This window comes from Gordonia sp. UCD-TK1, assembly GCF_001691435.1.
Lineage (GTDB): Bacteria > Actinomycetota > Actinomycetes > Mycobacteriales > Mycobacteriaceae > Gordonia > Gordonia hongkongensis.
Window position 1 is genome coordinate 116,016 of the sequence record NZ_LZMP01000001.1, and the last position, 11,978, is coordinate 127,993.

Consider the following 11,978-nt stretch of genomic DNA (forward strand, 5'->3'; position numbering starts at 1 on the left):
TCCGCGACGCTACCGCGCGTCGAAGTCGAAGAGGGTTGCGCCACCGGGCTCCACGGTCTGCAGGACGGTCGCCCGTCGCGGCGTCACCCGGTAGACATACCAGGGCGGCGGGCCGGCCGACGGCGCACTGAAGTCGGCGGTCAGCGCGGCACCCGACTCGTCGACGCGGCACGGCCACCCGTCGCCCGCCCACAGCTCCGCCATCTCGGCGACGACGGCGGGCTCGGTGACCAGGTTCGCGTCGCCCTCGACCACCAGGTCGGCCTCGTCGAGTGCCACCGACAGGGTGCAGCGCGGGTCGCGGGCGAGGTTGCGCGCCTTCCGGGTCGACGGACCGGTCTCCAGCCAGATCGCGTCCCGATGCCACAGCGCCCCGATTCCGGTGACGTGCGGGCTGCCGTCGGCGTTGATCGTGGCGATCCACCACGTGTGCCGGTCGGGACCACCGGTCCCCGGCGCCTGGGACACCCCGGCGGTCAATCGGGCCGCGACGGGCTGCCAGTCGAGTGTGCCGATGTCGTAGAGCTCAGCGAGATTCTTGGCGTCCATACCGGGACCGACCGTGCGTCCGCCCGGAATTCATCGCCGGGTGTCGGACCCCGGGGTGTTCGGCTCGGCGTCGAGCCCGGCGTCGAGCCCGGCGTCGGCGGCTTCCTGGGCGGCCTGTCCCTCGGCGACCTGCTCGGGCGTGAACCGCATGAACAGCACGACGATCGCGGCGAGGACGGCGATGCCCGCGCAGGCGGCGAAGGCCAGCCCGTAACCCTCGGCCTGCGCGGCGAGCTGGGTGGGATTCATCGTCTCGACCGGCGCGGTGGTGCCGCCCTTCGACAGCGCGCGCGAGGTGACCATCGCACCGACGGCAACCAGGCCGACGGCCCCGCCGAGGTTCTGCGCGACCTGCGCGAGCGCGGTCAGGGGGCCGATCTCGGTGGTGCCCACCCCGGCCACCACGGACAAGGTCAGCGGGATGACTGCCAGACCGACGCCGAAGCCGATCACGACTACGGGGACGAAGATGCTCGGGAAGTAGTCCGGTGAGTCGGTCGCGATCGACGATGCGTAGAGGCAGCCGACGAGGATCACCGCGCCGCCGACCAGGACGAGCCAGCGCGGCTGGATCATCAGCGCCAGCTTCGACGCGATCGCCGCGGCGATGCCCAGCCCGAACGCGAACGGCACGACCGCGAGCCCGCTCTGGATCGGCGAGTACTGCAGGATGCCCTGCAGGTACAGCGAGATGAACACCGCCATGCACATCATGATCATGCTGGCGAGCAGGATGGCGAGCAGGGCTGCGACGCGTGAGCTGTTGTCGAAGAGGGAGAACGGCAGCAGTGGGTTCCGGGCGCGCCGTTCGACCACGATGAACGCGGCCAGGGCGAGGGCGCCGAGGATGAACGAGCCGACCACGACCGGCGCCGTCCAACCGTTGGGCCCCTCGTTCACCGCGAGCACCAGCAGGGTGCAACCGAGGGTGCCGAGGACCGCGCCGGGCACGTCGAGGGGCAGCCGCTCACCCTGGGATTCCCGCAGCGCAACGATCGCCCCGACGACGACGATCAGACCGATCGGCACGTTGATGAGGAAGACCAGGCGCCACGACAGCTCGGTCAGCACCCCGCCGAGGATGAGCCCGGCCACCGATCCCACGCCGGTCATGGCCGCGTAGACCGCGAAGGCCTGACTGCGCGGTTTGCCGGGCGCGAAGGTGGTGGCGACCAGCGCCATGGCGGTGGGCGCCGCGATCGCCGCCGACGCGCCCTGCAGGGCCCGGCCGGCGAGGAGGCTCGCCTCGTTCCAGGCCAGTCCGCACAGCAGCGAGGTGAGGGTGAAGGCGACCACGCCGACGATGAACATCCGTTTGCGCCCGAACGTGTCACCGAGTCGGCCGCCGAGGAGCATGAGACCGCCGAACGCCAGCACGTAGCTGCTGATGACCCAATTGGCGCTGGACTCCGAGAGCGTGAGCGCGTCGCGGATGCTCGGGAGCGCCAGCGCGGCCACGGTGCCGTCGAGCACGACGAGCAACTGCATCCCGGACAGCACCAGGATCGGCAGGCCGAAGACCGGACGGAACTGCTCGCTGTTCCCCGCTCCTGTGTTCACCGTTCCAGTGTTCACGGTTCCGGTGTTCGCAGCTCCGGGAGTCGACATAGAGAACGACCGTACCGGCCGACCGCCGGGACATGCCAATCTGCGTTGATCCGGTCTGGGTTGATCCGGTCAGGCGCCCTCGGTGAACGCGGCCACGTCGCCGATGACGACGATCGCGGGCGGACGCAGCCCCTCGGCCTCCGCGACCTCGCCGGCGTGGGCGAGATCGGTACGCAGCAGACGCTGGGTCGGCAGGGATCCGTTCTCGATCATCGCGACCGGGGTGTCGGGCCGCCGGCCGCCCTCGAGCAAGGCGTCGGCGAAGACCTCGACGCGTTCGACCGCCATCATCAGGACCAGGGTGCCGCGCAGCTTGCCCATGGCCGACCAGTCGATCAGCGAGTCGGGGTGGCCGGGCGGCACGTGGCCCGAGGCGATCACGACCTCGTGGGTGACGCCGCGGTGCGTCACCGGGATGCCCGCCGATGCCGGTGCGGCGATCGAGCTGCTGATCCCCGGCACCACGGTGACCGGGACCCCGGCGGCCACACAAGCCTGCAGTTCCTCGAAACCCCGCCCGTAGACATAGGGGTCGCCGCCCTTGAGGCGGACCACGAACTTGCCCTCCTTGGCCTTCTCCACGAGGACGTCGTTGATGGCTTCCTGCTTCATCGCGCGGCCGTAGGGCACTTTGGCGGCGTCGATCACCTCGACCTGCGGGCCGAGTTCGGCGAGCAGTTCGGGGGGCGCGAGCCGATCGGCCACCACCACGTCGGCCTCGGCGAGGAGCCGTTGGCCGCGGACGGTGATCAGGTCGGGGTCGCCGGGACCGCCACCGACGAGGGCCACGCCGGCGGCGTGCGGGGCGGCGTCGTCGACACTCAGCGCCCCCTCGGCGAGGGCACGGCTCATCGCGGCGCGGAGTGCGGCCGACAGTTTGTGGTCGCCGCCGGCGAGGACGCCAAACTGGACGTCGCGGTGACGGCCGGACGCCGGGGTGACGGCGGTGCCGTGGCGGGCGTCGTCGGCCCGGACGCAGAACGTGTGCCTGCGCTCGGCCTCGGCCACCACCGCCTCGTTGACGGCGGGATCGTCGGTGCAGGCCATCGCGTACCAGGCGCCTTCGAGATCACCGTCGGCGTAGCGGCGCTGGGTGACGGTGATGCCGGTGAAGGATTCGACGGCCGGGGTGGGATCGAGCGCGATGACGTGCACGTGGGCACCCGCAGCGACCAGATTRGGCAGCCGCCGCTGCGCCACCGACCCGCCGCCCACCACGACGACCTTGCGTCCGCGGAGGTCGAGGCCGACCAGGTAGTGCCCCTCGCCGGAGGGGAAAGCATCGGGCCCGGGGACGTTCGGGGGTCCTGGGACATTCGACCCCGATACATTCGACCCCGGGACATTAGACACGGCGGAGGCAGGCTCGGACATGGGAGCTGACCTTACCGGGACAGCTGATCTAGAGCGGCAACTCACCCGTCCGGCGGACGTGGGCCCACACATCGGCAGCCGGGACACCGAGCCGGTGGGCCGCGGACTGCAGGAGCGCCCCGAGCAGGCTCGACGTGCAGAACGCGGCATCCAGCGAGTCGTCGGCGTTGATCCGGATCTGGTTCCACCACAGCGGGTTCCGATCCACGGCGGCCTCGGCCATGGCGATCGCGGTGGCGAAGCCGGCAGGGGCGGAGGCGGACTTCCCAGCGCCGGTCCCCCTCACTTCGGTCACGGTCACGTCGGTCACCGGGCCCGCAGTTCTCGTGCGTGCTGGCGCTGCAGCGCCCGCTCCCGCGACTCCTCGAACTTGCGCACCTTGACGTCCATCTCCTCCAGGAACTCCGCGAGGCGTTCGCGGTAGTGCTCGCCGACCGGCCCGAAGTCGTCGCGCTCGAAGATGCGCCACTTCCGCAGCACGGGCATGACGACGTCCGACATGTGTTGCGGCAGATCGTAGATGCCGCCCTTGGCGATCAACACGGCGTTGCGCCGGAAGTTCGGCATGGTCGCGCCGGGCATCTGGAAGTTGGTCACGATCGCGTGGATGGCGGCCATGGTCTCGTCGGGAACGAGGTCGAGCGCGCCGGCGACGATGTTGCGGTAGAAGAGCATGTGCAGGTTCTCGTCGGCCGCGACACGCTGCAGCATGCGGTCGGCGATCGGGTCCCCGCATGCCTTCCCGGTGTTGCGGTGCGAGACCCGGGTGGCCAGTTCCTGGAAACTGACGTACGCGACCGCGAACAGCATGTCGAAGCTGTGGTCGCGCTGCCCGTCGTCGTCGGGCAGGGGGTTGAACCCCGACGTCATGTGCGCCATGCGGATCTCTTCGAGTTCGACCGGGTCGACACCGCGGGTCACCACCAGGTAGTCGCGCATCACGATCGAGTGGCGGTTCTCCTCGGCCGTCCAGCGCCCCACCCACCAGCCCCAGGCATCGTCGAGGGTGAAGTTGTCGGCGATCACCCGGTGGTACGACGGCAGGTTGTCCTCGGTGAGCAGGTTGGTGATCATCGCGGCCTTGGCGACGTCGGAGAGCCGGGACTGTGCCGGATCCCAGTCGAGTCCGCCGAGAGCCGCGAAGTTGCGTCCGTCGTCCCAGGGCACGTAGTCGTGCGGGTGCCAGTCGCGCGTCATCTTCATGTGCCGCTCGACCTCGGTCTCGCACACGGGCAGCAGTTCACGCAGTAGATCCGAACCGGTCATGCCGCGGTCGGCGGGTTCGGCGTCGGGGGGTCCGATGAGGGTGGTCACGTGCTCTCCTGATCACAGCGGGGGTCGTACCATCCACTCTGCGCGGCGGGACGGGTGGTGCTCGTGAGGCGAAGGTCCCGCCTGTATGGGGTCCGACGTCGCGACTTCCCGGCGCCGCACATCCGGTACTTTCAGACCCATGTCCCCTGCCACGACCGATTCGGCCACCGCCGATCCGACCCCGTCCCCGAATCCGGTCCGCGCCTACCTCGTCGACGACCACGAACTCGTCCGGCGCGGTCTGCGCGACCTGCTCGGGACCGCCGGCGACATCGAGGTGGTGGGCGAGGCGGCCTCGGTCGGCGAAGCCCTCGTCGGCATCCTGGCGACCAAGCCCGATGTCGCCGTGCTCGACGTCCGGTTGCCCGACGGCAACGGGGTCGAGCTGTGCCGGGACGTCCGCGCGGCCGAACCGGGGATCAAGTGCCTGATGCTCACGAGCTACGCCGACGACGATGCACTGCTCGCCGCGGTCCTCGCCGGCGCCTCGGGTTTCGTGCTCAAACAGATCCTGGGGCACAACCTGGTCGCCGCGGTCCGGACCGTCGGTCGGGGCGGTTCACTGCTCGACGATCGGTCCACGGCGGCCCTGCTCGCCAAGCTGCGCAACGAGAAGCAGACCGAGAAGGATCCGCTCGCCGAGCTCACCCATCAGGAGCGCGAGGTGTTCGCCCTCATCGGCGAGGGCCTGACCAATCGGCAGATCGCCGGCCGGATGTTCCTGGCGGAGAAGACGATCAAGAACTACGTGTCCCGCATCCTGGGCAAATTGGACATGCAGCGACGCACCCAGGTCGCCGTGATGGCGACCAGACTCCGCGACGGCAAGGAGTGAGTCAACCCACCAGCGGCACCGACCAGGTGAGCGTCGTCCCGCCGCCGCTGGTCCGGCCCTCGCTCGTCCCGCCCCCACTCGTCCCCCGCGGGCGGGTGACGATGCTGAACGTCCCGTCGCAGTCCTCGGCGCGGCGCGTCAGGTTCTCGAGACCCCGATAGGTGACGTCGGCGCCGATGCCGACCCCGTCGTCGCTGATCTCGACGGTCAGGACGTCGTCGGCGGTCACCGACACCGCGATGTGGTCGGCCCGCGCGTGCCGGAGCGCGTTGCTCAAGCCCTCTCGCAGGACGGCGTCGATGTGTGGTCCGAGGGAGTCCGGGACCACCGTGTCGACGGGGCCGTCGAACTCCACGCTCGGCGAGATCGACGCGTGCCCGGACAGTTCGGAGACAATGTCGAGCACCCGCCGCCGCAGCGTCGGGCCGATGTCGGTTCCGTAGGGCGTCTGCAGGTCGAAGATCGAGGTGCGGATCTGCGCGATCGTGCGGTCGAGGTCGGTCATGATCTGCTCCAGGCGCGCGGCCGCGGCGGCCGGATCGGTGGTCCCGGCCAGCAACGTCTGTACCGACATCCCGACCGCGAAGAGTCGCTGGATCACATGATCGTGCAGGTCGCGGGCGATGCGGTGCCGGTCTTCGAGGACCTCGAGATCGCGGGCGATCTGTTGCTGCTCGGCGTAGACGACCGCCAGCGAGGCGACCTCGGCGACACCGGCGAGCCCGGCGATCTCCTCGTCGTCCCAGTAGGGGCGGTTACGGTGGGTGATGAGCATCCAGCCGAACGCCCCCGATGCGCGCTGGAGGGGTTGCACCGAGGTCCAGCGGGCGCCGCCCCGTATCAGCGACTCGGCGATCTGGCCGGAACGCTGCACCCGCAGCGCCGTGGCGTCCGGCGGGATGAAGTTCTCGATCTCCACCGGATCGCCGGTGTGCCCGCGTAGTTCCACCTCCCCCGCCATCTCGGTGAGCAGGTAGACATCGACCGCGCCGACGAGACCGGCGACATCGGCGCACATCCGGGACATGGTGTCCGACAGCGCGATTCCGGCCAGCGGCTCCGACCCACGCCGGGCCAGGACCTGCATCCAGCGGTGGCGGGTGCGGGCCCGTTCGAAGAGACCCGCGTTGTCGACGGCGATCCCGGCGGCCACCGCCAGCACCGCGACGACGGTCTCGTCGACCTCGGAGAAGTCCTCCGCGGACCGCTTCTCGGTCAGGTACAGACTGCCGAACACCTCGCCGCGCACCATGATCGGAGCACCGAGGAAGGTGTGCATCGGCGGGTGGTTGGGCGGGAACCCGACCGACGTCGGATGAGCGCCGAGGTCGTGGATGCGGTGCAGGCGGGGGTCGTCGATGAGCAGGCCGAGGACCCCGCGGCCGACCGGCAGATGTCCCATGGTGGCGCGTTGCGCGTCGGTGATGCCGATGTGYACGAATTCACTCAGCCCGCCGTCCGGTCCGCGCACGCCGAGGGCACCGTACTGGGCATCCACGAGTCCCGCCGCGACCTCGACGATGCGCTGCAGCGCGCGGTCGAGTTCGACCCCCTGCCCGACCACCAGCACCGCCTCCAGCAGTTCCCGGAGCAGGGCGGGATCGTCGGCACCGTGATCGGCGAGCGCGTCGAGCGTCTCGCGGAGCCGGTGCGCCAGCATCAGGACGCCCCSGGGGCGTCGCCGACGGACTGGGGCGTCGGCACCCGCCCACTATCGGCGGATCGGGACACGAAGCGGCACAACGCTTCCGGGATCGCGGCCGGATGCAGATGCAGGTACGAGGCGTGCACTGCGGCCGTCGCGACCCCGTGCATCGACGCGCGGCCCGCCGAATCCCGCCAGGCCCAGGCCGGGGCGAGCGCGCCGTCGCCGACTCCGCTGCGGTGGAACTCGTGACCGGTGACGCGTTCGCCGGTCCGGAACAGGGCCGAGTCGCCCACGGCCACGGCATCGCGGTATCCCAGCGTCAGGGTCGGGCCGAAGTGGCCGGGGATGTCGAGGACGCCGCTCATCGGGTGCCCGTCGAGTTCGGTGCACAGGTACAGCAGGCCCGCGCACTCGGCGTGGATCGGCCGACCCGCCGCGGCGTGCGCCCGGAGGTCGGCGCGCAGGAGATCGTTGGCGGCCAGCGCCTCGGCGTGTTCTTCCGGGAATCCGCCACCGATCACCACGCCGGCCGCTTCCGCGGGCAACCGGTCCACGAGCGGGTCGAAGACGACGACGCGCGCGCCGGCGGCGGTCAGCATCTCGGCGTGCTCGGCGTAACCGAAGGTGAACGCCGCGCCCCCGGCGACCGCGATCACCGGCGAACCGGCCGACGCGGCGGGACGATACGGCGCGACGGCTTCCGCAGCCGACCAGGCCGCGGCGTCGGGGACCGCACGTCCGCGGGCGGCGGCCACGATCGCCGGCAGGTCGAGGGCGCCGCGCAGGTGCGCGGTCATCGCGTTCACGGCGGCGACCGCGTCGGCGTTGCGTTCGGCGGCCGGGATCAGGCCCAGGTGCCGGGAGGGCACCGTCAGCGACGGGTGGCGCCGCAGCACACCGAGAACCGGCAGTCCCACCCGCGCGGCGGCCTGTCGCAGCACCATCTCGTGGCGCGGCGAACCGACCCGGTTGAGGATGACGCCCGCGATCGACACCGAGGGGTCGTAGGAGAGGAACCCGTGCAGCACGGCGGCCAGCGACTGGCTGTGGCCCGCGGCGTCGACGACGAGGATCACCGGCGCACCGATGATCGACGCGACGTGCGCGGTGGAGCCGACGCCGAGCGAACCGGCATCGCCACCTGGACTGCCGCCCGTGCCGTTGCCGCTGTCGGAATCCACGATCCGGCCGTCGAAGAGGCCCATCACGCCCTCGACGACCGCGATGTCGGCGCCCGCGGCGCCGTGGGCGAAGAGCGGCGCAATGCGTTCGGCGCCCACGAGATTCGGGTCGAGATTGCGTCCGGGTCGTCCGGCCGCGACGGCGTGGTATCCGGGATCGATGTAATCGGGGCCGACCTTGAACGGCGCCACCCGGTGTCCGGCCGCCCGCAGAGCGCCGATGAGGCCGGTCGTCACGGTGGTCTTGCCGCTGCCCGACGACGGCGCGGCGATCACGACGGCGGGCGTCGACGCCCGCACGGAGGTCACCATTCGATCCCCTTCTGCCCCTTGCGTCCGGCGTCCATCGGGTGGGCGATCTTGTGCATCTCGGTCACGAGATCGGCAGCGTCGACGAGGGCCTGCGGGGCGCGCCGGCCGGTGATGACCACATGCTGGCGTCCGGGTCGGCGGGCGAGGGTGTCGAGCACCTGAGCGGTGTCCACCCAGCCCCAGTGCAGCGGATAGGTGAACTCGTCGAGGACGTAGAAGTCGTGTTCGCCGGCATCGAGACGGCGTGCGATCTCCGACCACCCGGCCCGGGCGGCGGCGGCGTGGTCGTCGTCCTGGTCGTCGTTGGCCCGCAACCAGGACCAGCCCTGACCCATCTTGTGCCATTCCACCGGCCCTCCGGCGCCGGTCTCCGCGTGCACCCGGTCGAGGGTGAGCATCGTCGACTCCTCCCCCACCTTCCATTTCGCACTCTTCACGAACTGGAACACCGCGACCCGCATACCCGCGTTCCACGCGCGCATCGCCATCCCGAAAGCGGCGGTCGACTTGCCCTTGCCGTCGCCGGTGTGCACCGCGAGGACGGGCTGATTGCGGCGCTGTCGCGTCGTCAAGCCGTCATCGGGGATGCTGACCGGAACTCCCTGGGGCACTCGACTTCTCCTCTGGTCTCAGTTCGGGGTGGCGGGGGCGGTCAGGCCGCTCCCCGCGCGGGTGCGTGTCCCGTCAGCGCGGTGGCGGACAGTTCGTCCATCGGGATCAGGCTCGCGCCGAGGTGGGCCGCGAGATCGCCGGCGAGTCCGAGCCGGACCATCCCCTGCTCGCAGTCGACGACCACGGACCCGATGCCGCGACGACGGATACCGTCCGCGGCTTCCCGCGCCCGTGCCATCGCGCCTCGTCCTGAGGTGGCACGACCGTCGGTGAGGACCACCAGCAGCGGCCGCCGGTCGGGCTCGGCGCGGCGACACCGCTGCACGACATCGGCGGCGAGCTGCAGGCCCTCGCCGAGCGGTGTCCGGCCGCCGGTACGGATCTCCTCGAGGCGGCGCACCGCGATCTCGACCGATTTGGTGGGCGGCACCGCAAGCGTCGCGGAGGAACCCCGCGCCACGACCACCGCGACGCGGTCGCGGCGGGTATATGAGTCGCGCAACATCTCCACGCAGAGTTCGGACACCGCGGCCAGCCGACGCCGGGCGGTCATCGACCCGCTGAGGTCGACCACGAAGACGACGAGGTTGGCCTCCTGGCCGACCCGTTGCGCCGACCGCAGGTCGGGGGCGGCGATCCGCACACCGCGCTCGAACCCGTCCCCGCCGCGACCGGCCCGGCCCGCGGCGGCGAGCACCGTGCCGAACAGATGCACCGGTCGGCCGGCATCGAAGTCCACGGCATGGGTGGTGTGTCCGCGACGGCTCCGCGCCTTCGAGCGGCGACCCGGGTCACCGTCGCCGAGTCCGTCGACTCGCAGGGTCGGCATACGGCGAGCCGTCGAGGTCGGCACGGACCCGAACGCCGGTCCGGGCGCGTGCTGCGGGGCGTCGGTGTCGCCGGTCTCGGGCGCCGCATGGGAGTCGGGGTCGGTGTCGGGCGCCGGGCCGGTGTCGGATGCGGAGTCCGGGGCCTCGCCGCCGCCACCGGGCGGTGGTGTCTCGGGCGGTTCCGGGTCGTCATCGGGTGAGTCGGGTCCGGCCGCGTCCTCGCCCGCCGACATCGCCTCGTCGAGCTGGTCGCGGCTGAGCCCCGACTCGTCGAAGGGGTTGCGGCGGCGCCGATGCGGCAGCGCGAGCTCGACGGCCGCCCGGACGTCGACGTCCTCGACGGCGGTGGCCCCGCGCCAGGCGGCATGAGCGAGCGCGGTCCGGGCCACCACGATGTCGCCGCGGAGTCCGTCGACGTCGAGGTGGGCGCAGATCCCGGCGATACGGCGCAACTCCCGGTCCGGCAGGGCCACCGCACCCACGGCGGCTCGTGCGCTCGCGATTCGTTGTGTCAGTTCGTGTTCGGCGGCGGCGTGGGCGGCGACGAACGACGCCGGGTCGGCGTCGTACGCCATGCGGCGGCGCACCACCTCCACGCGTTCGTCGACCTCGCGGCCGGCGGCCACGTCGACGGCGAGCCCGAACCGGTCGAGCAGCTGCGGGCGCAACTCCCCCTCCTCCGGGTTCATGGTGCCGACGAGTACGAAATCGGCCGCCATGGTGTGCGACACACCATCGCGTTCGATCGTGACCCGTCCACTGGCCGCCGCATCCAGCAGCACGTCGACGAGGTGGTCGGCGAGCAGGTTGACCTCGTCGATGTACAGCACCCCGCGGTGCGCCCGGGCGAGCAGACCGGGAGTGAACTCGGCACGGCCGTCCCGCAGCACCGAGGTGAGGTCGAGCGAGCCGATCACACGGTCCTCGGTTGCACCGATGGGCAGTTCGACCACGCGGCCGGCGGTGTCGTCCGTGGCACCGGGGACGCTGAGCAGCGGACCGAGCCCGCGCACGATGGTCGATTTCGCCGTGCCCTTCTCCCCGCGGATCAGGACACCCCCGATACCCGGCGAGATGGCCGACAGGATCAGTGCGAGCTTGAGCTGCTCCTGCCCGACGACGGCGCTGAACGGATAGCGCACGTCAGCGTGCGGGTCCACGGAAGCGGGGAGTTCACCGACGGTCGTCATCGTGACCCGGCGCGGAGCATCGACACGTGGGGAATCCCGTCCTCGAGGTAGTCGTCGCCGTCGCGGACGAAGCCGAACTTGCCGTACATCTCGGTGAGGTAGGTCTGCGCCTCGATCCGGCACGGACGTTCGCCGACCTCGGCGAGCGCGGCCGTCATGAGGGTCGCCACGAGACCGTGACCCCGATGGTTGCGTCCGGTGCAGACGCGGCCGATCCGGAAGACCTGTCCGCCGTCGGCCTCCGGTTCCTCGAGCAGACGCAGCGTCGCCAGTACCGCCCCGGGGTCCGGCCCGTCCTCGTCGCCTCCGTCGGGCCGATCCCCACCCTCGGTGATCCAGAACTGGCGCGTCGTCGGTTCCAGGTCTCGGCCGTCGAGCTCGGGATACGGACAGGCCTGCTCGACGACGAATACCTCGACCCGCAGCCGGAGGACCCGATACAGCGTGGCTGCGTCCATGTCGTCGGCCAGGGCGCGGTGCACCCGCGGTTCAGAGATCATGTGTCGTGGTTAGCACACAAGGCGA

General features: G+C 71.1%; 11 protein-coding genes. 1 reads left to right on the plus strand and 10 read right to left on the minus strand.

Annotation, left to right across the window (positions count from 1 at the left end; translation table 11 throughout):
• Positions 1-9: 9 nt before the first annotated feature.
• The 5 genes from A9310_RS00540 to A9310_RS00560 all read right to left on the minus strand — a co-directional run bounded on the left by A9310_RS00540 (position 10) and on the right by A9310_RS00560 (position 4,845).
• Positions 10-549 (minus strand): pyridoxamine 5'-phosphate oxidase family protein, encoded by a 540-nt coding sequence (locus A9310_RS00540; protein ID WP_065628956.1) that lies wholly within the window; start codon positions 547-549, stop codon positions 10-12.
• 30 nt (positions 550-579) lie between these two features.
• On the minus strand, positions 580-2,037 hold the full coding sequence (locus A9310_RS00545; protein WP_065629077.1) for a DHA2 family efflux MFS transporter permease subunit: 1,458 nt from the start codon (positions 2,035-2,037) through the stop codon (positions 580-582).
• A 189-nt stretch (positions 2,038-2,226) separates the two neighbouring features.
• Positions 2,227-3,531 (minus strand): uroporphyrinogen-III C-methyltransferase, encoded by a 1,305-nt coding sequence (cobA, locus tag A9310_RS00550; protein WP_254661139.1) that lies wholly within the window; start codon positions 3,529-3,531, stop codon positions 2,227-2,229.
• Between the two features lie 28 nt (positions 3,532-3,559).
• Positions 3,560-3,832, minus strand: coding sequence for a hypothetical protein (locus A9310_RS00555; RefSeq protein ID WP_254661140.1), 273 nt, complete (start codon positions 3,830-3,832; stop codon positions 3,560-3,562).
• Between the two features lie 5 nt (positions 3,833-3,837).
• On the minus strand, positions 3,838-4,845 hold the full coding sequence (locus A9310_RS00560) for an acyl-ACP desaturase (protein ID WP_065628958.1): 1,008 nt from the start codon (positions 4,843-4,845) through the stop codon (positions 3,838-3,840).
• Positions 4,846-4,984: 139 nt separating this feature from the next.
• Between A9310_RS00560 and A9310_RS00565 the strand changes: the two genes are divergently transcribed.
• Complete coding sequence (locus A9310_RS00565; protein WP_065628959.1) at positions 4,985-5,680, plus strand: response regulator transcription factor; 696 nt, start codon at positions 4,985-4,987, stop codon at positions 5,678-5,680.
• 1 nt (position 5,681) lies between these two features.
• Here the strand turns inward: A9310_RS00565 and A9310_RS00570 are convergent, their stop codons facing one another.
• From A9310_RS00570 to A9310_RS00590, 5 genes are read right to left on the minus strand one after another with little or no spacing between them, the layout of a single operon-like run.
• Positions 5,682-7,340 carry a GAF domain-containing sensor histidine kinase gene (locus A9310_RS00570; protein ID WP_065628960.1) on the minus strand — a complete coding sequence of 553 codons (1,659 nt, stop codon included), beginning with the start codon at positions 7,338-7,340 and terminating at the stop codon, positions 5,682-5,684.
• Complete coding sequence (locus A9310_RS00575) at positions 7,340-8,821, minus strand: cobyrinate a,c-diamide synthase (protein ID WP_065628961.1); 1,482 nt, start codon at positions 8,819-8,821, stop codon at positions 7,340-7,342. The genes A9310_RS00570 and A9310_RS00575 overlap by 1 nt, the downstream gene beginning before the upstream one ends.
• Positions 8,815-9,432, minus strand: a complete 618-nt coding sequence (gene cobO / locus A9310_RS00580) for a cob(I)yrinic acid a,c-diamide adenosyltransferase (protein WP_065628962.1) — start codon at positions 9,430-9,432, stop codon at positions 8,815-8,817. Before cobO ends, A9310_RS00575 begins: the two co-directional genes overlap by 7 nt.
• A 41-nt stretch (positions 9,433-9,473) precedes the next feature.
• A complete protein-coding gene (locus tag A9310_RS00585) occupies positions 9,474-11,453 on the minus strand; it encodes a VWA domain-containing protein (RefSeq protein WP_065628963.1) in 1,980 nt (659 codons plus the stop codon).
• A complete protein-coding gene (locus A9310_RS00590) occupies positions 11,450-11,953 on the minus strand; it encodes a GNAT family N-acetyltransferase (protein WP_065628964.1) in 504 nt (167 codons plus the stop codon). Before A9310_RS00590 ends, A9310_RS00585 begins: the two co-directional genes overlap by 4 nt.
• Positions 11,954-11,978: the final 25 nt, after the last annotated feature.

What these genes read in the sequence shown, in the direction of transcription:
- A9310_RS00540 (WP_065628956.1), bottom strand. Translation starts at nt 549, where the DNA reads ATGGACGCCAAGAATCTCGCTGAGCTCTACGACATCGGCACACTCGAC.
- A9310_RS00585 (WP_065628963.1), bottom strand. Translation starts at nt 11,453, where the DNA reads ATGACGACCGTCGGTGAACTCCCCGCTTCCGTGGACCCGCACGCTGAC.
- A9310_RS00545 (WP_065629077.1), bottom strand. Translation starts at nt 2,037, where the DNA reads ATGCAGTTGCTCGTCGTGCTCGACGGCACCGTGGCCGCGCTGGCGCTC.
- A9310_RS00590 (WP_065628964.1), bottom strand. Translation starts at nt 11,953, where the DNA reads ATGATCTCTGAACCGCGGGTGCACCGCGCCCTGGCCGACGACATGGAC.
- A9310_RS00565 (WP_065628959.1), top strand. Translation starts at nt 4,985, where the DNA reads ATGTCCCCTGCCACGACCGATTCGGCCACCGCCGATCCGACCCCGTCC.